Raw genomic sequence first — 21,785 nt, 5'->3', positions numbered from 1 at the left:
GAGATCACGCTGGGCGCCGCGGCGTTCGTGTCACATCGGTCGTCGCCGCGGGGTCTACTGCTACGACTCCGGCGCGGAAGGAACGGGACACGGTGGATGCACTGACCGAGCGGTTCGAACACGAGCGGCCCCGGCTACGGGCGGTCGCCTACCGGATGCTCGGCTCGGGGAGTGAGGCCGACGACGCCGTCCAGGAAGCTTGGCTGCGGTTCGACCGCACCGACACCGGTGACGTCGAGAACCTCGGCGCGTGGCTGACCACCGTCGTCGCACGGGTGTGCCTCTCCATGCTTCGCACCCGGCGCAACCACCGCGAGGAGCCTCTGGAACTGCAACCCGAGCCGGACGTGGACGTCCGCGATCCCCAGCAGGAAGCCGAACTGGCCGATTCGGTCGGGTTGGCGTTGCTGGTGGTGCTCGACTCGCTCGGGCCGGCCGAACGGGTCGCTTTCGTGCTGCACGACATGTTCGCCGTGCCGTTCGACGACATCGCCCCGATGATCGACAAGACCCCGGCCGCGACACGGCAGCTCGCGAGCCGCGCCCGTCGACGGGTCAAGGGCGGTGCCGCGGCGGACGCGGACGTGCCTCGCCGCCGTAAGGTCGTCGAGGCGTTCTTGGCCGCCGCGCGTGGCGGCGACTTCGAGGCATTGCTGTCGCTGCTCGACCCGGACGTCGTCCTGCACGCCGACCGCTTCGTCGGACCGAGTCCGGCGCCCGTCGTGCTGCGCGGAGTCGCCGCCGTCCGCGACGGCGCCCTGCTGGCCTCCGCGCGCGCCCGCGCCAGCGAACTGGCCCTCGTCGACGGCGTTCCCGGTCTGCTCATGGTGCGCGACGGGCGGCTGTCGGTCGTCCTGTCGTTCACGACCGACGACGACCGGATCACCGGCATCGACGTCATCGCGGACCCGGAGCGGCTGCGTGGGCTGGAGGTCGGCGTGCTGGACTGAGGCCCAATCAGCCCAGGGCGGCGCGAAGGCGTGCTTCGCGCTCTGACGGTGTCTGGCGCGGGCAACTCACGCACTTCGGGTTGCCGGCTTCGTAGATCAGGCAGCACGACGCGCGCCGGACGGCGGGTGTGCGGCCGACACGGACGAAGCGCGGCTTCGGCAGGTCGAGGTCGATCGCCGCCACCAGCGGCTCGGCCAAGGCCATCGCCTGCTCCGGATCCGGCGTCCACAGCAGCCGGTTGCCGATCGAGTCGGTGGCGATCGCGCCCAGCGCGCGTTCGCGAGCCCCGGTGACGGCGGCGATCGTCGCGATCGCGGTGCCGAGCGTCTTGGCGAACGCCGCGCCGAGTTCGGGCAGCCCACCGGCCAGCGGACGGGTGGACCGGGCGCCGAGGAACCGGCCGTCGGCGACGAGGTCCAGCTCCGTGGCCGCCAGCGACGGATCGACGAGAGTCCCCGCGACCAGGCCTTCGAGCGCGGGCGCCACGAGGATCGAGGAGAGGGAGTACCACCAGATCGTGCCGAGGACCTCCGGCCGCGCGCAGCCGTAGAGCTTCGCCGCGCCGCCGATGCGGGCCCGCACCCACTCCGGATCCGCGAGCAGGGTCGCGGGGGCGGTCCAGTCGGGCTTCACGCCTCCACCCTTCCAGACGCGCCACGCGCGCGGAGTACGCGCGGTGCGGGCGGGTGGAAGACGCGGTGCGGGGCGGGTGGACTGCGCGGTGCAGGCAGGCGGGAGACGCAGCGCAGGCAGGCGGAAGACGTGGTGCGGGCGAGGCGGGCTACACGGCGCGGGCGGCCGGGAAGACGCGGCGGGCGGGCGGAAGACGAGTTCCCCTCGGCGGGGGCAACTGGGGCGTCACCGAGCGGAGATGGGCCACTTCGATCGGGGTGGCCTCGCCTGCGCCGGGCTGAGCGCGCCGGGCTGAGCGCGCCGGCAAGTCGTGGTGCGCGGAGGTCGGGCCGCCGACGAGGGGCGCATCGGCGACGACGCGGTGGAGGAGGTCGGACCGGGCGCGTCGGTGACCCTGCGAGTGCGAGGTAGTCAAGCGGCCGCGACGACGGCACCGGCCGCCGGGGGTGGCCGTGACGATGGGTGTCCGGCCGGTCCGCCGAGGGCACCGCACCGGTCACCTCACAGGCGCCGGTACGTGGAGACCGAGAACGACACCGTGACCTCCTGCGGCTCGCTCACCGCCTCGAGACGCTCCCGGCGGCCGTCGCGGTCGAGGTGGTGGCCTGCCGGCCCCATCTCCACCGCCTGACGGATGCGTTCCGGGGTCAGCTCCACCTTGCTGCGCACCGCCGTGCGGGCCGTGCGGGCGAAGTACTCGCCGAGCGTGCCGTCGAGGCGCTCCTCCTTGCGGTCGTCGACCGTCAGGACCAGGTCGCCCAGCTCGCGGAGGTGGTCCGGGGCCGGGGACGCGACCGTCAGCAGGCCGCCCGGGCGCAGGACCCGGTGGAACTCCGGGCCGTTGCGCGGGGCGAAGACGTTCAGCAGGACCGACGCCACCTCGTCGCCCACCGGCCAGGGTTCCCACAGGTTCCAGACCGCCGCGCCCAGGCGGGGGTGGGCGCGCGCCGCGCGGCGGAGGGCGACCGCCGAGACGTCCAACGCCAGGCCGGTCGCTGCCGGGGCCGCGTCAAGCACGTGGGCCAGGTAGTAGCCCGTGCCCGCGCCCGCGTCGATCACGAGGCCGTCGGCCTCCGCGCACACCCTCGCCAGCTCGTCGGCCAGCGCGCGGTACGCGCCCGAGGCGAGGAAGTCCGCGCGGGCCGTGACCATCGGTGCGGTGTCCGCCGTTCCGGCCGGGATTCGCGCGTGCAACAAGTTCACGTAACCCTGTCGCGCTAGATCGAAAGAGTGGCGGTTGCCGCAACGCAGCGTGCGTTCGGCTAGCCCGATCGGGTCGCCGCACACCGAACATCGCAACGCTTCCACGACCTGGGGTGGCAGTGGGTCATTCCCGCCGTCGGCTGGGGTCATGGGGATATTCGACCACGAGGTTTCGCAACCGGACACTTCAGCACAGGTCCCGGGAAACCTGGACGTAACAACGTGGCGTGGACAGTTCACGCGGGTGAAACCTGACGAGCCGCCCCGTGAAACACCGCGCGCCAAAACTCCCTTCGCATAACCCAGGGCACGGGAGGACGATGTGCTGAACGCAGGAGACACCGCATGGGTATTGGCCAGCGCCGCGCTGGTCATGCTCATGACACCGGGATTGGCCTTCTTCTACGGCGGCATGGTCCGCGCGAAGAGCGTCTTGAACATGCTGATGATGAACTTCATCGCGCTGGCCGTGGTGGGGGTGTTGTGGGCCCTGTACGGCTTCTCGATGTCGTTCTCCAACGACGCCTTCGGCGGCTTCGTCGGTAACTTCGACCTCGCCGGGCTCGGCGACACCGTCGGCAAGCTCGCCGGCTTCGTGACGGCCGCCACGAGCACCTCGCCGGAGGTCGCGTGGCCGGGCTCCGACGCGCTGCCGGTGCTCGCATTCGTGATGTTCCAGCTGATGTTCGCGATCATCACGCCGGCGCTGATCTCCGGCGCCATCGCGGATCGCGCGAAGTTCTGGGGCTGGACGCTGTTCGTCGTCATCTGGGTGACGGTCGTGTACTTCCCGGTCGCGCACTGGGTGTTCTCGTTCAACGGCTTCATCGGCGCGGACGCCGTCGGCGGCTGGATCGCCAACAACCTCAAGGCACTCGACTTCGCAGGTGGTACCGCGGTCCACATCAACGCCGGTGCCGCGGGTCTGGCCCTGGCGATCGTGCTCGGCAAGCGCAAGGGCTGGCCGAAGGACACCGGCCGGCCGCACAACGTGCCGTTCGTCCTGCTCGGCGCGAGCTTGCTGTGGTTCGGCTGGTACGGCTTCAACGCGGGTTCGGCGCTGGCCGCCAACGACCTCGCCGCGGTCGCCTTCACCAACACCACCGTCGCCACCGCCGCCGCCGTGCTCGGCTGGCTGCTGGTCGAGCAGCTCAAGTTCGGCAAGCCGACCACCCTCGGCGCCGCGTCCGGCGCGGTCGCCGGTCTGGTCGCCGTCACCCCGGCGTGTGGTTTCGTGAGCCCGATCGGGGCCATCGCGATCGGCCTCATCGCCGGTGCGGTCTGCGCGCTGGCCGTCTCGCTCAAGTACCGGTTCGGCTTCGACGACTCGCTCGACGTCGTGGGCGTCCACCTGGTCGGCGGCATCGTCGGCACCCTGCTGATCGGCTTCTTCGGCACCACCAGCGTGAACTCGCTCGGCGCCGACGGCCTGTTCTACGGCGGTGGCTTCACCCAGCTGGGGCGCCAGGCGGCGGCCGCGGGTGCGGTGCTGGTGTACTCCTTCGTGCTGACCTTCATCATCGGGTTCGCGATCAAGAAGGCGGGCGGCTTCCGCGTCAGCGTGGAGGACGAGGTCGGCGGCATCGACGAGGCCCAGCACGCGGAGAGCGCGTACGACTTCACCGGGTTGTCCGGCGGTGGCGCTCCGTCCACCATTCCGGTCAAGACCACGTCGGCCGCGAAACTCGAGGAGAGCAAGGCATGAAGCTCATCACGGCGATTGTGAAGCCGTTCACGCTGGACGATGTCCGCTCCGCGCTGGAGCAGCTGGGCGTGCTGGGCATGACGGTCAGCGAGGTCCAGGGGTACGGCCGCCAGAAGGGCCACACCGAGGTCTACCGCGGCGCCGAGTACTCGGTGGACTTCGTGGCCAAGCTGAAGATCGAGGTCGTCACCGACGACACCAACGTGGAGAAGGTGCTCGACGCCATCACCACGGCCGCGCACACCGGCAAGATCGGTGACGGCAAGGTGTGGGTGACGCCGGTCGAGACCGTCATCCGGGTACGGACCGGCGAGCGCGGCACGGACGCGCTATAGGCGTCCGGGATGGCCGACGGGGGCGAACTGGTCCAGGCCACCGAGCGGTTGCTCGAGGGCAGGCACGGGAGGCTGGGGGCGTCCGCTTTGCGGGCGGCCCTGGTCGACCTCTATGAGTTCTGGCTGAGCAGGGGTGCCTCGGCGGCCGGCGTCGACACCGCGGAACCGCGGGTCGCGCTGGTCGCCGTGGGCGGGCTCGGCCGCCGGGAGCTGGTGCCGTTCTCCGATCTCGACCTGCTGCTGGTGCACAACGGCAACAGCAAGGTCGGCGAGATCGCGGACGCGCTCTGGTATCCCTTGTGGGACGCGAAAGTCGGGCTGGACCACTCGGTCCGCACGCCCGGCGAAGCACTGAAGGTCGCTTCGGAGGACCTTCGGACGGCGATGGGCCTGCTCGACGCCCGGCACCTCGCCGGGGACGCCGAGCTGTCCGGCCGCCTGGTCACGGCGGCACGGGACCAGTGGCGCCGCACCGCGCGCAAGCAGATCCCCGATCTGACGGCGTCGGTGCGGCAGCGCTGGACCCGCAGCGGCGAGATCGCGCAGTCCGCCGAGCCCGATCTCAAGCACGGGCGTGGTGGGCTGCGGGACTTCGCCGTGCTGGAAGCGCTGGCCGCGGCGCAGCTCACCGCCCGTCCGGGCGAGGAGCTCCTGGAAGCCAAGGGACTCCTGCTCGACGTCCGGACCGAGCTGCGGCGCGAGATCCGGCGCGAGCGGGACGTCCTGTCCGCGCCGGAGGCCGACCTGGTCGCCTCCGAGCTCGGCTTCGGCGACCGCTTCACCCTGGCTCGCAAGCTGTCCGGCGCCGGCCGCACGATCGCGTACGCGCTCGACGTCGCCCTGCGGTCCACTGTGGATCCCCCGAAGGCGCGGTTCGGACGGCGGCCGTCCCGCACGCCGCTCGCCGAAGGCGTGGTGCTGCACGGGAACGAGGTCGCGCTGGCCCGCGACGCCGTCCCGGCGAAGGATCCCGCGCTGCTGCTGCGGGTCGCCGCGGCCTCGGCGCGCACCGGCAAGCCGATCGCGCTCGGCACCCTGAAAGCCCTGGCCGAGTCGGCCCCCGAGCTGCGCGCGCCGTGGCCCGCCGAGGCGTTGAACGCCCTGGTGGAGCTGCTGGGCGCGGGGGAGGGCCTGGTCGACGCGGTCGAGTCGCTCGACCGCACCGGGCTGTGGTCACGGCTGTTCCCCGAGTGGGGCGCGGTCCGCGACCTGCCGCCGCGCTCGCCGGTGCACCAGTGGACGGTCGACCGGCACCTCGTGCGCACCTGCGTCGAGGCGGCCAAGCTGACCACCACGGTGCCGCGGCCGGACCTGCTGCTGATCGGCGCGTTGCTGCACGACATCGGCAAGGGCCGCGACGCCGATCACTCGGAGCTGGGCGCCAAGATCTCCGCTCAGGTCGCGGCGCGGCTCGGTCTGGACGCGGGCGACGCGGCGACGGTGTCGGCGATGGTCCGCCACCACCTGCTGCTGCCGCACACCGCGACACGGCGCGACATCAGTGAGCCGGCGACGGTGGCGCGGGTGGTGAAGACCCTGGACAGCGACATCGTCCTGGTCGAACTGCTGCACGCGCTCACCCAGGCCGACTCGCTGGCCACCGGCCCCGGCGTCTGGACGGACTGGAAGGCCCGGCTGCACGCCGAGCTGGTCACCGGGTGCGAGGAAGTGCTGCGTGGCAAGGGGTTCACCGCACCCGAGCCGATGGACTCCGAACAGCGCGAGCTCGTCGCCCAGGCCGTGGCCTCGGGCAACGGCGAGGTCCGGATCAGCACACACGGCAAGGTCGTCACGGTGCTGCTGGCCGTGCCGGCCCGCGCGGAGCTGCTGGCTCCGGCGGCGGGAGTGCTGGCGCTGAACTCGATGGAGGTGCACTCGGCGATCCTGCGCGGCCACGACGGCGGGCGCGCCGGGTTGTTCACGGCCTCACCGAAGTTCGGTTCCTTGCCGGAGGTGACGCTGTTGCGCGAGCAGTTCGCCCGCGCGGTCGCCGGCACCCTGCCGCTGACGCAGCGGCTGGCGGCGAAGGAACGCGACTACGGCTCACCCGACGCGGCTTCGGTCGCGCCGAAGGTGCTGTGGTTCGACGACGAGACGAGCGGCCCGGACACGGTGGTCCTCGAACTCCGGGCGGCCGACCGGATCGGCCTGCTGTTCCGCGTGGCGGGGGCATTGCGCCGCTGCGACGCGGAGGTCCGCTGGGCCAAGGTGGCGACGCTGGGCGGCGCGGTGGTCGACTCGTTCGCGGTGACGCCCCGCAGCGGCCGCATCGAGCCGGGCTGGCGCCGCGAGGTCGAGCAGGCGGTGCTGGCCGCGGCGTCCTGAGCGGCCTTGCCTGAGCCGAGCCACCGCTCGGCTCGGGCAAGTCACTTCAGCGCGACCGCGGGCTCGCCGAACCACGTGCTCAGCGCGTCTTCCAAGCCCGGTCCGCCGTTCCAGACGACGTAACCATCGGGCCGGACGAGCCGCGGCTCGGCGCCGGAACGGGTCTCGACGCGGTCCGCCCACCCCGGCGGCAGTTCCGCGCCGATCAGCACGGCGCGACCATCCGATGTGGACTGGACGTCGACCGTGCGGCCGGAAACCCCCGGGTACGTCACGCCGATGCCCGAAATCTCCGCCGCGACCGCGCGGTGGGCCTCCGGGACGACGATCAATCCCGTGACGATCTCCCGGATGGCCACCGCGTCGGGATCGGGCACCCCGAGCACCGCTTGCGCGCGGGTGCTGACCAGCACGCGGGCGGCGACCGGGTGACGCTCGTCGTGGTAGCTGTCGAGCAGGCCGGCCGGAGCGTGGCCGCGCACGTGCGCGGCCAGTTTCCAGCCGAGGTTCACCGCGTCCTGCAGCCCCAGGTTGAGCCCCTGGCCGCCCACCGGCAGGTGGATGTGCGCGGCGTCGCCCGCGAACAGCGCACGGCCGTGGCGGTAGTGCTCCAGCTGCCGGGACGCGTCGCCGAACCGGGACGCCCAGAGCACTTCGCCCACCTCGAACCCCGGCCCGTGCAGGGCGGTCAGCGCCCGCTGCAGCTCGCCGGTCGTGACGGGCTCTTCGCGGCCGAGCCGCTGCTGCTCCTCGCCGACGACGACCACGCGGTGGCGGCCGCCGGACAGCGGCAGCAGGAACCCCGCGGACTTCGTCGGCAGCCGCCATTCGTCGGCGAACCCGGCGGGCTTGCGGGTGAGCGTGAGGTCGGCGACGACCAGCGAGATCCGCGCCGAACGGCCGGGGAACGCCGCCCCCAGCAGCGTCCGGACCGTGCTGTGGCCGCCGTCGGCCGCCACCAGCCAGCCGGCCCGGTGCTCGCGCCCGCCCGCGGTGACCGTGACGCCGTCGTCGTCCTGCGCCACGGCGGTGACGGCCGCGTCGCGCAGCACCGGCGTGCGCAGCCGCGCCTCGATCGCCGCCGCGACGTGCACCTGCTCGACGCCGAGCTGGTACGGGAAGGGCGTCGGCAGGTCGGTGTAGTCGATGTGGATGCCCGAGAAGTGCCCGCCGGGCAGCCGGGCCTCGGTGTACGGCTCGATCGCGGCGAGCAGGCCGCGGTCCGCCAGCACCTCGACGGACCGGGGCTGCAGGCCGAGCGCCTTCGACTGCGTGGTGGGCCGGGCGTCGCGGTCCAGGACCAGCACGTCGAGCCCGGCGCGTTCCAGCTCGAACGCGGCCAGCAGGCCGGTCGGGCCGGCCCCCGCCACGAGGACGTCAGGCATCGAGGTTCTCCTTCTTGAGGTACCAGACGTGCCAGACGAGCAGCACGGCCAGCATGGCGAACCACTGCACGTTGGTGACCAGCGAGATCAGGTCGATCGGCAGCGTGTAGACGAGCACGACGTGCGCGATCGCGCTGACCAGCAGCACGCCGCCCCAGGCGGCCGTGTTGATCCGCATGCCGCGCCGGAACCGGGCGTCGGTGTCCCAGCGGGCCGCCCACGCGTTCGCGCCCTCGGCGCCGCGCTTGACCTCGGCGATCGTGCGGCCCAGCGTCAGCTGCGCCGGCCGGCCGATGAACACCGTGACCAGCATCCACGCGCCGAACACGCCACCCAGCGCGGCGGTCCAGCCCTCCCGGATGGCGAGGGTGCGCGGGTCGTCGGACAGCAGGCCGAGCACGACCGAGAGCACCAGGACGCTCAGCGTCACCAGGGCGACGAGGTCGACCTTGCGGTTGCGCACGATGGTCCACAGCACGTACGGCGCGGCCACCAGGACGCCGGCCATCAGCGCCCACCACTGGCTGACGCCCGCCGCGCGCAGGCCGTAGAACAGCGCCATCGGCACGATCACTTCGAACACGACGGTCAGCACGTTGGCGCGGATCACCCGCCGCAGGCCGGCGTCGGGCTCGGGCTTGGCGGTCTTTTCCTCGATCATCATGCGGATTCCCCAGTGGTTTCGGGTGCGGTCGCCCGCACGTAGAGGTCGGCGAGATCGCGGCCGATGCGCGCGAGCTCGGATGGTTCGGGCACGGCGGCGGCCGCGGTGGCGACGACGGCGTCGAGGCCGCTGGTGAGCGCCAGTGCCGCGGTCCGCGGGTCGAAGCGGCCGAAGGCGCCGGCCGCCTGTCCGGTGCGGAAGTGCTCTTCGAACAACGCGAGCCGCCCGTTGACGGCGTCACTCTGCGAGCCGGCGTTCTTCACCAGGTCGATCAGCGCCCGGATCGCGTCGGGGTGCTCCCCGACGAGCGCGACGTTGGCTTCGACGAAGGCGCGCAGCTGCGCGACGTGCCCGACGGCGGCGTCGATGCGCGGCTGCATGAACGCCCCGGTGACCCGTTCGATCTCGGCGACGCACACCGCGAGCAGGTCGTCCTTGCCCGCGAAGTGGTAGCTGATCATGCCGGTGCTCGACAGGCCCGCGTGCTTCGCGATCCGGCTGAACGAAGCCTTGGCGAAGCCCTCCTCGGCGATCACTTCGATCGCCGCCCGCACGATCTGGGCCCGCCTGCCGGATTCGGTGAACGTTCTTGCTCGCATGAGCAAAATTTAGCTCAGCCGAGCAAAATTGACAAGTCGCCTGGTCAGGGCCGGGAAATAGGGGAGCGGGTCAGGCGGTGGCGGTGCCGTCGACGACCTTGTTGCGGCCGGCGTCCTTGGCCCGGTAGAGGGCTTTGTCCGCGGCCTGCAGCAGGCGCTCGACGGCCGTGCCGCCGTCGGGGTAGGTCGCCACGCCGATCGACGCCGACAGGGCGTCGATGACGCGGACGTGGCTGCCGTCCTCGTACTCGACTTCGAGGGCCGCGATCGCCGCACGGATGCGCTCGGCCACCGCGAGCACCGCCGCCGGGCCGATGTCCGGGAGCAGCACGACGAACTCCTCGCCGCCGAAGCGGCCGACCGAGTCGTAGTCGCGGACGGCGTTCTTGATCGTCGTCGCGATCGACCGCAGCACCGCGTCGCCCGCGAGGTGCCCGTGCGCGTCGTTGATCAGCTTGAAGTGGTCCAGGTCGATCATCAGCACGCCGAAGCTGCTCTGCGTGCTCCGCTGCGCCCGGGCCAGCTCGCGCGACGCGAGCAGGTGCCAGCCGGTCGTGTTGAACAGGCCCGTCTTCTCGTCGGTGGTCGCCGCGATCTCGAGCTGCTTGATCAGCACCGCGCGGTGCAGCACCAGCAGCGGCGGCACGATCGCGATCGCCAGCGCGGGCAGTGTCGCCAGCGTCAACGCCGTGAGCAGGCCGAGGCAGAGCGTCGCGACCTCGAGGAGGTTGTCGCCGAGGCCGCCGAAGAACGCCTTCACCGAGCGCTTGGTGATCGTCAGCGCCGGGACGATGGTGATCGCGGCGAACAGGAAGTACGTCACGGCGGCCAGGGTGATCGCCGTGACGCCGCGCCAGCCCGACGTCAGCGCCGCGTACATGTCGGGGACGCCGAGCCGGTTCAGCGCGAACTCGGCCGAGTAGCAGGTGATGACGACCAGCGTCGCGTTCAGCGCGGTCCGGAACGGCGGGACGCGCTTCATCCGCGTGAGGCTGCGCGTCGCCAGGTGCACGTAGAGGACGACGACCAGGGCGGCGACGAGCGCGGGCGGCAGGAGCAGGACCCCGGCGAACGTCCAGACCGACGTCAGGTTGATGTGCGGGGTGTCCGACACCAGCCGCCGGACGCGCTCGATCTGCCGGCCCAGCTCCGCCTGCAGCACGCCGAGGACGCCCAGGACCGCGAAGACGATCAGGTCCCAGAGCCGCACGGGCACGCTCACGGCGGTCCAGACGGTGGCGACGAGGGCCACCGACTCGACCAGGAAGACGTAGCGGATCAGCGACCCGCGTTGCCGCCAGAGGGTCCATTGACCCGGATGGAGCACGCCTCGATCACGGCCCGCGCGGGGCTGGGCCGGATGGGCGCCGTCCATACTCAAGGCGGTGCAACTCCCGTGGGTGATCCGACGATCAGCGTCCACCCCATCACACCGGGCGGCCGCGATCGATGGGTGCCACACGATCGGACCAGTGAAGGGAGGCCGCCGTCATGCGCAACCGCGAATCCTGACCCTCCGCCCGTAGTCCGTGCCGCGCGAGAGGAGAGCCGTCGTGCGCAACCGCGAGTCCTGAACCCCCGCTCCCGTCCGTCACCGCGCAGGAGAGGAGAGCCGCTGTGCGTAACCGCGAGTCCTGAACCCCGCTTTCGTCCGTCACCGCGCTCGAAGGGAGAGCCGTCGTGCGTAACCGCGAGTCCTGACGCCGAGTCCGCCGTCCGTCCCGTGCGAGAGGAGAGCCGCTGTGCGCAATCGCGAGTCCTGAACCCGTCCGCCCACCGTCCGTCCCGGCTCGAAAGGGGATCGTCACCATGCGCAACCGTGAATCCTGAAGCGACGCGGGTCCGGGTGGGGCCGCTCAGGCGGTCGCGCCGCCGTCGACCACCAGGTCGTGGCCGACCGTGAACCCCGCCTCGGCCGAAGCCAGCCACAGCACCGCTGCGGCCACTTCGGCGGTGGCACCCACCCGGCCCAGCGGAATCGCGGCCTTGAGCCGCTCGGCGCGGTCGGCGGCCGTCTCGCCGGGCCGCAACGACATCTCCGTGTCGGTCGGACCCGGGCTGACGGCGTTGATGCGCACGCCGTCGCGGACGTGATCGCGCGCCGCCGTGCGGGTCAGCACGCTCACCGCGGCCTTCGACGCCGCGTAGGCGGCCATGCCCGGGATCCGGCCGTGCGCGCCGATGTTCGACGCCATGTTGACGATGGCGCCGCCGCCGTGCGCCCGCATGTGCGCGATCTCGTGCTTCATGCACAGCCAGGTGCCGGTGAGGTTGGTGCCGATCACGGCGTCGAAGACGTCTTCGCGCAGCTCCCCGGCAGGCGCCGGCTCGCCGAGGATGCCCGCGTTGTTGAACGCGACGTCCAGGCCGCCGTGCCGCGCGACGACCGTCTCGACCATGCGTGCGACGTCCGCGGAGTCGGTGACGTCCGCGACGACGGCGCTCGCCGGGCCGCCGATTTCCCGCACCGCCGAGGCGAGCCGCTGCTCGTCGCGTCCGGCGACGACCACCGTCGCGCCTTCCGCGGCGAACGCCTTCGCCGTCGCCCGGCCGATGCCCGAGCTGCCGCCCGTCACCAAGACGATCTTGCCCGTGAACCGTGCCCCCATGCCTGCCCTCTTTCTGGTCTGATCATTCTCGAATGAGGACGCGCATCGCCTGCGAGACGGCCGCGTTCAGCCGGCCCGCCGCGTCCGCGCCCTTGCCCAGGACCCGCAGGCCCTGGAGGACGGTGAGCAGGAACCGGGCCAGTGTCGCCGGGTCGCTGCCCTCGGGCAGCTCGTCCTGCGCCTTCGCGCGTTCCAGCGTCATGGTGAGTGCGACTTCGAGGGTGTCCCAGCTGCGTTCCACCAGCCGCGCGACCGCCGGGTCGCGGGGGAGGAGCTCGATGGCCGCGTTGACCACGAAGCAGCCGAGGGGCCCGGCGTCGCCCGCGATGTCGGCGACGTAGCTCTCCAGCAATCCGCGCACCGCGGCCACTCCGGAGCCCGGCCGCGACAAGCTCGCCACGACCTGGGCGTCCGTCCGCTCCGCGTAGCGCTTCAGCGTGGCGACGTACAGGTCGTGCTTCGTGCCGAAGGTCGCGTACAGACTCGCCTTCGCGACACCGAGGTGGGCGACGAGGTCGCTGACCGACGTCGCTTCGTAGCCTTGACGCCGGAAGAGCGCGAGCGCGGCGTCACACGCCTCGTCGACGTCGAACTCCTTGACCCGGGACATGATCAAAACTCTAGCCGCATCAAGAACGATCGGTCAAATATGCGAGCGGCGGTGTGTCGTGTCCGGTGACGCCGGGTGCGGTGGCACTATGGCTGCTCTGACCGGCCTGAGGGGGTGTGTGATGCAGGACTCGCCGCGGCTGACGCTGCCTCCTACGGTCGTCGCCACCCACCTGCGCTCGTGCGCCGAGGAGCTCGCCGCGGGCCTGCGCGGCGGCGGCCCGGGCGCCACCACGACCGAGCTCATCGACGTCGTCGCCCAGCTGGTCGCCGGCCAGGAGGCCATCTCCCACGCGCTCGCCGGGCTCGCCCGCCGCGTCGAGGCCGGCACGGACGCCCTCGCCGCCGCTCCGCCGCTGGACGTCGAGGTGGTCACCGAGGTGCTCCGCGAAGCGGCCATCGCGGCCCGCTGCGCGGCCGAGGCGCTCGACGAGGTCACGCCGTCGTTCGAATGCGTGAGCGAATCCGTCGCGCCCGACACCCGTTTGTAGCTGTCTTCCCGCGAGCCCGCCCGCCTAGCCTGGTGCTGCGGAGGTGACTCGCATGCGCGCGGTGTGGACGGGCACGATCGGGTTCGGCAGTTACGCCATTCCGGTGAAGGCGTACAGCGCCACCGAAGAGCACGAGATCCCGCTGCACCAGGTGCACGGCGCCGACGGCGGCCGTGTCCGGGTGAAGCGGGTCTGCGAGGTCGACGGCGAAGAGGTGCCGCCCGCGGAGATGGTCCGCGGCTACCCGGTCCCCGGCGGCGACGTCGTCCTGCTGTCGGACCACGAGCTCGCGTCGCTCCCGATGCCCGGCCGCACGATCGACATCCGCGGCTTCGCGCCGCTGGCCGACGTCGACCCGATCTGGTTCGCGAAGACCTACTTCCTCGAGCCCGAGCCGGCCGGGACGAAGCCGTATGTGCTGTTCAGCGAGGCCCTGCAGCAGTCGGGCCGGATCGCGCTGGTCACCGTCGCGCTGCGCCGGCGTGAGGTGCTCGGCGCGCTGCGGGTGCGCGACCAGGTCATCGTCTTGGAGACGATGCTGTGGCCCAATGAGCTCAGGGCCCCCGACTTCCCGTTCCGGCACGCCGACGTCGACATCCGGCCCGGCGAGCTGCGCCGCGCGGTGACCCTCGTCGAGGAGCTGACCGGCGAGTTCGACCCCGGCCGCTATCCCGACCGTTACCGCGAGGCCCTCGACGCGTTGATCCGGGCGAAGATCGAGGGCGCCGAGGTCGTCCAGCCGACGGCGGCCGAGCAGTCCGAGGGCGTCACGCGGCTGCTGGCGGCGCTGCAGGAGAGCGCGGCCGAAGCCGAGGACGCGCGCAACGCGGCCGTCACGAAGGCCAAGGCCGCCGCGGCGAGAGCGGCGAAGGCGCGTACGACGGCGAAGCGGGCCGCGTCGCGCAGCCCGGGACGCACGAAGACGTCCTGAGTAGTACTACCCACGGGTAATTGAGGGTTCTCCCACTGCTGGTGGCCGCCGGAGCGCGGCAGACTTCGTCCTGCCAGCGGATGCCGGAACCGCTGGTGAGGGGGTCGGGACGGCCCCTGGGGAGGTGTGCCGTCCAGACACCAGGGTTCCGGGGCGGGCCGACGGAGGAGCGGTCCGTTCCCGGAACCCGCGGCGCATCGCGGGGAGGCGGTGCGCACGAGGGGGAGTTCTGAAAGGCTGCCGCGGAGGAGCGAGGGTCTCCGCGGCAGCCTTCAGGCGTCCGCCACCCGCATCAGCAGCTCCGACGCGAGCTTCAGCAGCTGCCGCTCGGTCGGCGACAACGTCGACTCCAAAGCCGTGGCCAGCCAGCGTTCCCGCTGGATGCTGTACTCCCGCAGCACCGCCAGCCCGTCCGGGGTGATGCGGATCAGCGACCGGCGGCCGTCGTCGGGGTCCGGCGTGCGCGTCACCAGCTCGCGCTCGGTCAGCCCGGCCAGGATGCGGGTCAGCGACTGCGGCTGCAGCCGTTCCGCCGCGGCCAGCTCCGACGGCGTGTGCGTGCCCGCCCGGTAGAGCCGGCTCAGCACCGCCAGCACCGCCGGGCCCGGGCCGTTCGGGTCGCGCTCGGAGCGCATCCGCCAGTTCAGCCGCCCGACGCCCTCGCGCACCCGCCCCGCCAGGTCGGCCAGCTCAGGATCCGCGCTGACCGGCGAAGCGACGTCGGAATTGGGGTGCATGGGCCTCACATTAGGCGGTTCCGCGCACCAGCCCGGCATAACGCCCGTCGAGCGCCAGCAGCTCGTCGTGCGTCCCGCGTTCCACGATCCGCCCTTCGTGGAGCACCACGATCTGGTCCGCGTGCTCCACAGTGGACAGCCGGTGCGCGATCGTCAGCGTCGTGCGGCCCGTGGCGAGACGGTCCAGCTCGGCCTGCACCGAGCGTTCGGTGCGGGTGTCGAGGGCGCTGGTCGCCTCGTCGAGGACGAGCACCGGCGGGTTGCGCAGCAGGATCCGCGCGATCGCCATCCGCTGCTTCTCGCCGCCGGAGAAGCGGTAGCCGCGCTGGCCGACGACCGTGTCGTAGCCCTCGGGCAGCCCGGCGAGCGTGTCGTGGATGTGCGCGGCCTTCGCGGCCGCCTCGATCTCCTCGTCGGTCGCGCCCGGCTTCGCGAAGCGCAGGTTCTCCCGCACGGTGTCGTGGAAGAGATAGGTCTCCTGAGACACCATCCCGACACCCGCGGCGAGCGAGGCCAGGGTGACGTCGCGGACGTCGGTGCCGTCGATCTCCACGGACCCGGCGCTCACCTCGTACAGCCGCGCGACCAGGTAGGCGAGCGTCGTCTTGCCCGAGCCGGTCGACCCGACGAGCGCCGTGGTCGTCCCCGCCGGGACGTCGAGGTCGATGTCCGCGAGTGTCGGCGGCCCGGCTGTGTCGGATTCGTCGTACCGGAACGCGACGCCGCGCATCGAGAGGTCGCCGCGCCGCACGTCCAGGGTGCCGGCGCCAGGCTTGTCGCTGATCTCCACGCGCAGGTCGAGCACCTCGAAGATGCGGCCGAACAGGGCCTTCGACGTCGCCACGTTCTGCCCGATCGTCTGCATCGCGCTGGCCGGCGCGACCAGCCGGTTGAGCATGCTGGTGAACGCCACGACGGTGCCGAGCGAGATCGGCGACGCGCCGTTCGCGAGCGCCAGCCCGGCGATCCAGTAGACCAGGGCCGGGATCACCGTCAGGCTCATCGCCCGCGACGCGATCTGCCAGCGCCCGGCCAGCGCGGCGGCGCGCTCCAGCGACGCGATCTCCCGTGACTCCGCGCCGAAGCGCTCCCGCATCGCCCGCTCGTTGCCCATCGTCTTGGCGAGCAGCACGCCGGTGACCGACAGGGACTCCTCGACCATCGTCGTCAGCCGCGCCATCCGCCGGGTCCGGCCGCGGGCCAGCGTCCGCCGCTTCTTGCCCAGCCGCAGCGTGAACAGGAGGAACAGCGGGACGACGATCAGCGACAGCAGCGCGAGCTGCCAGTCGAGCAGGATCAGCGCCACCGTGATGGCGATCGTCGTGGTGGCGTTCTGCACCATCGACCCGGCGGTCGTGGTGATGACGTTGTCGACGCCGCCGATGTCGTTGAAGACCCGCGAGAGGACTTCGCCGCTCTTCGTCCGGGTGAAGAAGCCGAGCGACATCCGCTGCAGGTGGCCGTAGACCGACACGCGCAGCTCGTTCATCACGTGCTGGCCGATGGTGTTGGACAGCCCGGTGGTCGCGACGCCGAGCGACGCGCTGCCGACCGCGCAGGCGATCATCCCGGCCGCCAGGACGCTGATCAGCAGCGTGTCACGGTGGGGGAGGGCGTCGTCGAGGATCTCGCGTAGCAGGAACGGCGAGACGACGCCGAGCCCGGCCTGCAGGACGATCAGCGCGAACAGCGCGGCGAGGGGCCCGCGGTGCGGGCGGAACAGGCCGGCGATCCGCCGGAGCGGGACCGGTTCGTCGGTGTCGGACGTCGGTTCGGCGAGCGACGGCCGGGCTCTGGTCGCAGAAGTCATACACACATGTTTACTTAATCTGGCTCGGCCCACCAGTGAATTTCGCAACTTGAAGCCAAGTTCAAGGGGAGGATGCATGTAAAGTAGTACATATAGGTGTACTAATCGCATGGGCGACTTTCGCGTACCCGTGAGGCCGGGAAGCCGCAGCGACTACTCTGGAGAGGCCGGCCCGGTCCGGCGCGCCACTCTCGACCCAGCTGGAGCGTGCACACCCGTGTTCGACACCCTGTCCGATCGGCTCACCGCCGCCCTTCAGACGCTCACGCGCAAGGGCCGGCTGTCCGACGCCGACATCGACGCCACCGCGCGCGAGATCCGCATCGCGCTGCTGGAGGCCGACGTCGCCCTCGGCGTGGTCAAGACCTTCATCGCGAGGATCAAGGAACGGGCGAAGGGCGCCGAGGTCTCCCAGGCGCTCAACCCCGCGCAGCAGGTCGTCAAGATCGTCAACGAGGAGCTCGTCGGGATCCTCGGCGGCGAGACCCGCCGGCTCAACCTGGCGAAGACCCCGCCGACGGTGATCATGCTCGCCGGCCTCCAAGGCGCCGGTAAGACGACGCTGGCCGGCAAGCTCGCGCTGTGGCTGAAGAAGCAGGGCCACGCGCCGCTGCTGGTCGCCTGCGACCTCCAGCGCCCCAACGCCGTCACGCAGCTGCAGGTGGTCGGCGAGCGCGCCGGCGTCACGACCTTCGCGCCCGAGCCCGGCAACGGCGTCGGCGACCCGGTCGACGTCGCCCGCCGCGCCATCGCCGAGGCGAAGCACGCGCAGTACGACGTGGTCGTCGTCGACACCGCGGGCCGCCTCGGTGTCGACGAAGAGCTGATGAAGCAGGCCGCGGACATCCGCGACGCCGTCAAGCCGGACGAGACCCTGTTCGTCGTCGACGCGATGATCGGCCAGGACGCCGTGACCACGGCCGAGGCGTTCCGCGACGGCGTCGGCTTCTCCGGCGTCGTGCTCACCAAGCTCGACGGCGACGCCCGCGGTGGTGCCGCGCTGTCGGTCCGCGAGGTCACCGGCCAGCCGATCCTCTTCGCCTCCAACGGCGAGAAGCTCGAGGACTTCGACACCTTCCACCCGGACCGGATGGCGTCGCGGATCCTCGGCATGGGCGACGTGCTGACCCTGATCGAGCACGCCGAGCAGGCCTTCGACCAGGACCAGGCCGAGAAGGCCGCGGCGAAGCTGTCCAGCGGCCAGCTGACGCTGGAGGACTTCCTCGAGCAGATGCTCGCCGTCCGCAAGATGGGCCCGATCGGCAACCTGCTGGGCATGCTGCCCGGCGCCGGCCAGATGAAGGACCAGCTGGCCCAGGTCGACGACAAGCACCTGGACAAGCTGCAGGCGATCATCCGCGGCATGACCCCGGCCGAGCGCGACGACCCGAAGATGATCAACGGCTCGCGCCGGCTGCGCATCGCCAACGGGTCCGGCGTCACCGTGCGCGAAGTCAACGACCTGGTCAACCGGTTCTTCGAGGCCCGCAAGATGATGGCCCAGATGGCCGGCCGGTTCGGCTTCGGCGGCGGGGGCGGCGGCTCCAAGACGCGCAAGGGCAAGAAGGGCAAGAAGGGCCGCGGCCCGACGCAGCCCAAGGTCCGCGGCGGCTTCCCCGGCGGCATGCCGATGCTGCCTCCGGGTGGCGGGGGCGGGATGCCGGGCGGCATGCCCGACCTGTCCAAGCTCGGCGGCCTGAACGACGCCCCCGGCTTCGACCCGACGAAGTTCAAGCTGCCGAAGAACCCCAAGGACAAGTGAGCACCGCGCTCCACGCCGCCGGGGTGATCCTGCCCGGCGGCGAGTCCGGGGAGCTCTGGATCTCCGGCGGCCGGATCTCGCTCGAGCCGGTCCCCGGCGCCGAGACCCTGGGCCGTGACGTCTTCCTGGTGCCCGGGCTGGTCGACGCGCACTGCCACCCCGGCATCGGCATCGGCGGGCCCGTCTCGCTCGAAGAGGCGGCCGAGCAGGCCCGCACCGACCGCGACGCGGGCACGCTGCTGATCCGCGACTGCGGCCTCCCGATCGACGTCCGGCCGCTGCAGCGCCGCGCCGACCTGCCGACGATCATCCGCGCCGGGCAGCACCTCGCGCTGACCAAGCGCTACATCCCGGGTCTCGGCATCGAGCTGGACGACCCGGCCCAGCTGCCCGCCGCCGTCGCCGAGCAGGCGAAGGACGGCGACGGCTGGGTCAAGCTGGTGGGGGACTGGATCGACCGCGGCGCCGGCGACCTGGCGCCGCTGTGGCCGGACGACGTCCTGGCCGACGCCGTGCGGGTCGCGCACGACCACGGCGCCCGCGTCACCGCGCACGTGTTCGGCGAAGCCGCGTTGCCCGGCCTGATCGCGGCCGGCATCGACTGCCTCGAGCACGGCACCGGCCTGAGCGCCGACCAGCTCGCGGAACTGGCCGCGGGTGACGTCGCGCTGGTGCCGACCCTGATCAACATCGAGAACTTCCCGGGCATCGCGGACAAAGCGGGCCGGTTCCCGGCGTACGCGGCTCACATGCGAGCGCTGCACGCCGGTGTCGGCGAGATGGTCGCCACGGCGATCGAAGCGGGCGTACGCGTCTTCGCCGGGAGCGACGCCGGCGGTCTGGTCGAGCACGGCAGGCTCGTCGACGAGATCGAAGCCCTGCACCGCGCGGGCATGACCCGCGAGCAGGCCCTCGCGAGCGCGTCCTGGGCCGCCCGCGACTGGCTCGGCCACCCCGGCATCATCGACGGCGCGCCCGCCGACCTGCTCGTCTACGCGAGCGATCCGCGCGACGACCTCGGCGTCCTGCGGCATCCGGCGCACATCGTGCTCGGCGGCGTCGTCTACGGGTAGACCCCCGCTGTTTTCCTTGCGGGACCGGCACTTTACCGATCCGACCGAAAGCAGGCGGAACGTTCCGCAGCAGATCAGCGCAAGGCGCCGGTTTCCGCCGTGACTGCGGTCGGATCGGTAAAGAACGGCACAGTAGCGTTGGGCGCGTGACGGACGACGACGGCGCACGGCGCGTACTGGGGGCGCACTGGTGTTTCGTGGCGTTCTTCGCCGGGATCGCCGGCTACTACCTGATCAACCTCGCCATCGCCGCCGGGGTCAACCGCAACGTCGGCGGGTTCGACCCGCTCGAGCTGCGTGACATCGGCCCGCTCCTGCTGCTGGCGTTCGTGCCCAACCTGCTGCTCGGCCTCGGCCCGGCCGTCGGCTCCTGGCTCTGGGGCCACGGGCTGCGCGCCGACTTCGGGCTCACGCCGACCTGGCGCGACGTCCGGATCGGCCTCGCCTGCGGCGCGCTCGCGCTGGTCGTCGGCTACCTGCTCAACCTGGTGCTGATCGCGGTCTACGGCGCCGACGACGTCTCCGACAGCCCGCTCACCGACCTCGCCGACACCTTCGACGGCGACACGGTCTGGCTCGTGCTGGCCGCGGTGATCGTCATCATCGGCGCCCCGCTCACCGAGGAGCTGCTGGTCCGCGGCACGCTCTGGAAGGCGCTGTCGTTCCACCGGATCCCGGCGTGGGCGGTGCTCGTGCTCACCGCGCTCGTGTTCGCCCAGCTGCACGGCGAACCCACCCGCACGATCGCGCTCTTCGGGCAGGGCATCGCGATCGGGCTGGCCCGGCACCTGTCCGGCCGGGTGAGCGCCGGCGTGATCGCGCACGCCGCCAACAACCTGCCGCCCGCCGTGCTGCTGTTCGTCGCGCACTGAGCGCTTGCGAAGATCGTGGACAGTAGTTGGACGGATACTGTGCGATCACTTTCCGGCCGCTAGGCTCGGGGGAGGAGCCGAGCGACCGCGGAGGGCAGGCGTGACCACTTCCCAGCCCCGGGAACCCCTTCCGGACGCGCTGCCGCCCCCCGAAGACCCGCCGGTACCCCCGGAGCCCGCCGCTTCGGCGTTCCTGGAGCCCGCGCCCGCGCACCGCTGGGGGTTCGGCGCGTTCCTGCTCGTCGAGGTCGTCCTGCTCGCGTCGGCCGCGTTCGTGTCCGTGCTGGTCGGCGACACCGGGCCCGGCCCGCTGCCGATCCGCGTCGTGCTGCTGGGCACCATGCTGCCGACGATGATCGCGGCCGGCGTCGCGGTGCTGGTCACCTACGTGCGCGGCAACGGGCCCTTCACCGACCTGCGGCTGCAGTGGCGCTGGTCCGACGTGCGGGTCGGGTTCAAGTACGGCTGCATCGGCCTCGTCTTCACGACCGTCGCCGCGTACCTCTGGACGCAGCTGGTCGGCGACGCCAACGCGACGTCCGCGATCAGCTCGCTGGTCGAGGACCGGCGGATGTCCGTGTCGGCGGCCGTGGTGATGTTCGTCTACCTCTGGCTGCTCGGCCCGATCTGCGAGGAGATCATCTACCGCGGCCTGCTCTGGGGCGCCGCCGAGCGGCTGCAGTGGCGCAGTGAACGCTGGGGCCGCTTCGCCGCGTTCCTGCTGTGCACGGCGGTGTTCGCCGCCAGTCACCTGGAGCCGTTGCGGACCACGTTGCTACTGGTCATCGCGGTGCCGATCGGGCTGGCGCGGCTCGTCACCGGACGGCTGCCGGCGAGCATCGTCGCGCACCAGGTGAACAACTTCCTCCCGGCGCTCACCATCCTGCTCGGCGCGCTCGGCGTGGCCTCTTTCTGAGGCCGTTTTCCCAGGCCGCTTTCAGGGGCCCCGGACCCCATCTGGCAGAATGGTGCACTGCCTGCTTCCGCCGGACCCTCTCACCGCGCGAAAGCTGTGACCTTCGGGTGCCCGCGTCCGTGTCCCCACTCGGACCGCGTGCGCTCACCCCAGCACCAGAGAGATTTGAGGAGTA

General features: G+C 71.8%; 20 protein-coding genes. 10 read left to right on the top strand and 10 right to left on the bottom strand.

The genetic code is table 11. The annotated features are described in order from the left end of the window. Window positions 1-92 precede the first annotated feature (92 nt). Window positions 93-950, top strand: coding sequence for a sigma-70 family RNA polymerase sigma factor (locus ACLJQZ_RS30830; RefSeq protein ID WP_410623342.1), 858 nt, complete (start codon window positions 93-95; stop codon window positions 948-950). Between the two features lie 7 nt (window positions 951-957). Here the strand turns inward: ACLJQZ_RS30830 and ACLJQZ_RS30825 are convergent, their stop codons facing one another. Then, on the bottom strand, window positions 958-1,584 hold the full coding sequence (locus ACLJQZ_RS30825) for a (2Fe-2S)-binding protein (RefSeq protein ID WP_410623341.1): 627 nt from the start codon (window positions 1,582-1,584) through the stop codon (window positions 958-960). A gap of 501 nt (window positions 1,585-2,085) precedes the next feature. Further along, the gene (locus ACLJQZ_RS30820) at window positions 2,086-2,937 is read right to left on the bottom strand and encodes a putative RNA methyltransferase (RefSeq protein ID WP_410623340.1); all 852 of its coding nucleotides are present in this window, start codon (window positions 2,935-2,937) and stop codon (window positions 2,086-2,088) included. A 172-nt stretch (window positions 2,938-3,109) separates the two neighbouring features. On the opposite strand from ACLJQZ_RS30820, the gene ACLJQZ_RS30815 reads away from it, so the two are divergent. The 3 genes from ACLJQZ_RS30815 to ACLJQZ_RS30805 are packed head-to-tail and all read left to right on the top strand — an operon-like array spanning window position 3,110 to window position 7,152. Beyond that, window positions 3,110-4,492: an ammonium transporter gene (locus ACLJQZ_RS30815; RefSeq protein WP_410623339.1), complete on the top strand. Its 1,383-nt coding sequence runs from the start codon at window positions 3,110-3,112 to the stop codon at window positions 4,490-4,492. Then, complete coding sequence (locus ACLJQZ_RS30810; RefSeq protein WP_003103060.1) at window positions 4,489-4,827, top strand: P-II family nitrogen regulator; 339 nt, start codon at window positions 4,489-4,491, stop codon at window positions 4,825-4,827. The genes ACLJQZ_RS30815 and ACLJQZ_RS30810 overlap by 4 nt, the downstream gene beginning before the upstream one ends. Before the next feature lie 9 nt (window positions 4,828-4,836). Next, the gene (locus tag ACLJQZ_RS30805; protein WP_410623338.1) at window positions 4,837-7,152 is read left to right on the top strand and encodes a [protein-PII] uridylyltransferase; all 2,316 of its coding nucleotides are present in this window, start codon (window positions 4,837-4,839) and stop codon (window positions 7,150-7,152) included. A gap of 41 nt (window positions 7,153-7,193) precedes the next feature. Here the strand turns inward: ACLJQZ_RS30805 and ACLJQZ_RS30800 are convergent, their stop codons facing one another. The 6 genes from ACLJQZ_RS30800 to ACLJQZ_RS30775 all read right to left on the bottom strand — a co-directional run bounded on the left by ACLJQZ_RS30800 (window position 7,194) and on the right by ACLJQZ_RS30775 (window position 13,019). Continuing rightward, complete coding sequence (locus ACLJQZ_RS30800; protein ID WP_410623337.1) at window positions 7,194-8,537, bottom strand: FAD-dependent monooxygenase; 1,344 nt, start codon at window positions 8,535-8,537, stop codon at window positions 7,194-7,196. Further along, complete coding sequence (locus ACLJQZ_RS30795) at window positions 8,530-9,201, bottom strand: VC0807 family protein (protein WP_410623336.1); 672 nt, start codon at window positions 9,199-9,201, stop codon at window positions 8,530-8,532. The genes ACLJQZ_RS30800 and ACLJQZ_RS30795 overlap by 8 nt, the downstream gene beginning before the upstream one ends. Continuing rightward, window positions 9,198-9,800 (bottom strand): TetR/AcrR family transcriptional regulator, encoded by a 603-nt coding sequence (locus ACLJQZ_RS30790; protein ID WP_410623335.1) that lies wholly within the window; start codon window positions 9,798-9,800, stop codon window positions 9,198-9,200. Before ACLJQZ_RS30790 ends, ACLJQZ_RS30795 begins: the two co-directional genes overlap by 4 nt. A 70-nt stretch (window positions 9,801-9,870) precedes the next feature. Next, complete coding sequence (locus ACLJQZ_RS30785; RefSeq protein ID WP_410623334.1) at window positions 9,871-11,175, bottom strand: GGDEF domain-containing protein; 1,305 nt, start codon at window positions 11,173-11,175, stop codon at window positions 9,871-9,873. A gap of 481 nt (window positions 11,176-11,656) precedes the next feature. After that, a complete protein-coding gene (locus tag ACLJQZ_RS30780; RefSeq protein ID WP_410623333.1) occupies window positions 11,657-12,409 on the bottom strand; it encodes a glucose 1-dehydrogenase in 753 nt (250 codons plus the stop codon). Window positions 12,410-12,431: 22 nt separating this feature from the next. Continuing rightward, on the bottom strand, window positions 12,432-13,019 hold the full coding sequence (locus ACLJQZ_RS30775) for a TetR/AcrR family transcriptional regulator (RefSeq protein ID WP_410623332.1): 588 nt from the start codon (window positions 13,017-13,019) through the stop codon (window positions 12,432-12,434). A gap of 121 nt (window positions 13,020-13,140) precedes the next feature. Between ACLJQZ_RS30775 and ACLJQZ_RS30770 the strand changes: the two genes are divergently transcribed. Beyond that, complete coding sequence (locus ACLJQZ_RS30770) at window positions 13,141-13,509, top strand: hypothetical protein (RefSeq protein WP_326951816.1); 369 nt, start codon at window positions 13,141-13,143, stop codon at window positions 13,507-13,509. A gap of 52 nt (window positions 13,510-13,561) precedes the next feature. Then, window positions 13,562-14,440, top strand: coding sequence for a Ku protein (locus ACLJQZ_RS30765; RefSeq protein ID WP_410623331.1), 879 nt, complete (start codon window positions 13,562-13,564; stop codon window positions 14,438-14,440). A 272-nt stretch (window positions 14,441-14,712) separates the two neighbouring features. Here the strand turns inward: ACLJQZ_RS30765 and ACLJQZ_RS30760 are convergent, their stop codons facing one another. Then, on the bottom strand, window positions 14,713-15,177 hold the full coding sequence (locus ACLJQZ_RS30760; protein WP_410623330.1) for a MarR family winged helix-turn-helix transcriptional regulator: 465 nt from the start codon (window positions 15,175-15,177) through the stop codon (window positions 14,713-14,715). Window positions 15,178-15,187: 10 nt separating this feature from the next. Further along, a complete protein-coding gene (locus ACLJQZ_RS30755) occupies window positions 15,188-16,987 on the bottom strand; it encodes an ABC transporter ATP-binding protein (protein WP_410623329.1) in 1,800 nt (599 codons plus the stop codon). A 217-nt stretch (window positions 16,988-17,204) separates the two neighbouring features. Here ACLJQZ_RS30755 and ffh point away from each other — a divergent pair, with 217 nt between their 5' ends. The 4 genes from ffh (at window position 17,205) to ACLJQZ_RS30735 (ending at window position 21,610) form a co-directional block, all read left to right on the top strand. Next, window positions 17,205-18,749, top strand: coding sequence for a signal recognition particle protein (ffh, locus tag ACLJQZ_RS30750; RefSeq protein ID WP_247062368.1), 1,545 nt, complete (start codon window positions 17,205-17,207; stop codon window positions 18,747-18,749). Beyond that, the gene (locus tag ACLJQZ_RS30745; protein WP_410623328.1) at window positions 18,746-19,822 is read left to right on the top strand and encodes an amidohydrolase family protein; all 1,077 of its coding nucleotides are present in this window, start codon (window positions 18,746-18,748) and stop codon (window positions 19,820-19,822) included. Before ffh ends, ACLJQZ_RS30745 begins: the two co-directional genes overlap by 4 nt. A 146-nt stretch (window positions 19,823-19,968) precedes the next feature. Continuing rightward, window positions 19,969-20,694, top strand: coding sequence for a CPBP family intramembrane glutamic endopeptidase (locus ACLJQZ_RS30740; RefSeq protein ID WP_247062370.1), 726 nt, complete (start codon window positions 19,969-19,971; stop codon window positions 20,692-20,694). Window positions 20,695-20,794: 100 nt separating this feature from the next. Further along, window positions 20,795-21,610 (top strand): type II CAAX endopeptidase family protein, encoded by an 816-nt coding sequence (locus ACLJQZ_RS30735; protein ID WP_326947171.1) that lies wholly within the window; start codon window positions 20,795-20,797, stop codon window positions 21,608-21,610. The last annotated feature ends 175 nt before the right edge of the window (window positions 21,611-21,785 follow it).

The organism is Amycolatopsis sp. cmx-8-4 (assembly GCF_046548675.1).
In the GTDB taxonomy this organism is placed as follows: domain Bacteria; phylum Actinomycetota; class Actinomycetes; order Mycobacteriales; family Pseudonocardiaceae; genus Amycolatopsis.
The sequence above is the reverse complement of the archived record's forward strand: the minus strand, read 5'-3'. Positions and strand labels throughout refer to the sequence as shown.

Bases quoted from the DNA above. Each gene is read 5' to 3' on its own strand.
- ACLJQZ_RS30780 (WP_410623333.1), bottom strand. From the start codon at position 12,409: ATGGGGGCACGGTTCACGGGCAAGATCGTCTTGGTGACGGGCGGCAGC.
- ACLJQZ_RS30765 (WP_410623331.1), top strand. From the start codon at position 13,562: ATGCGCGCGGTGTGGACGGGCACGATCGGGTTCGGCAGTTACGCCATT.
- ACLJQZ_RS30785 (WP_410623334.1), bottom strand. From the start codon at position 11,175: ATGGACGGCGCCCATCCGGCCCAGCCCCGCGCGGGCCGTGATCGAGGC.
- ACLJQZ_RS30770 (WP_326951816.1), top strand. From the start codon at position 13,141: ATGCAGGACTCGCCGCGGCTGACGCTGCCTCCTACGGTCGTCGCCACC.
- ACLJQZ_RS30775 (WP_410623332.1), bottom strand. From the start codon at position 13,019: ATGTCCCGGGTCAAGGAGTTCGACGTCGACGAGGCGTGTGACGCCGCG.
- ACLJQZ_RS30795 (WP_410623336.1), bottom strand. From the start codon at position 9,201: ATGATGATCGAGGAAAAGACCGCCAAGCCCGAGCCCGACGCCGGCCTG.
- ACLJQZ_RS30760 (WP_410623330.1), bottom strand. From the start codon at position 15,177: ATGCACCCCAATTCCGACGTCGCTTCGCCGGTCAGCGCGGATCCTGAG.
- ACLJQZ_RS30800 (WP_410623337.1), bottom strand. From the start codon at position 8,537: ATGCCTGACGTCCTCGTGGCGGGGGCCGGCCCGACCGGCCTGCTGGCC.
- ACLJQZ_RS30810 (WP_003103060.1), top strand. From the start codon at position 4,489: ATGAAGCTCATCACGGCGATTGTGAAGCCGTTCACGCTGGACGATGTC.
- ACLJQZ_RS30790 (WP_410623335.1), bottom strand. From the start codon at position 9,800: ATGCGAGCAAGAACGTTCACCGAATCCGGCAGGCGGGCCCAGATCGTG.
- ACLJQZ_RS30805 (WP_410623338.1), top strand. From the start codon at position 4,837: ATGGCCGACGGGGGCGAACTGGTCCAGGCCACCGAGCGGTTGCTCGAG.
- ACLJQZ_RS30755 (WP_410623329.1), bottom strand. From the start codon at position 16,987: ATGACTTCTGCGACCAGAGCCCGGCCGTCGCTCGCCGAACCGACGTCC.
- ACLJQZ_RS30820 (WP_410623340.1), bottom strand. From the start codon at position 2,937: ATGACCCCAGCCGACGGCGGGAATGACCCACTGCCACCCCAGGTCGTG.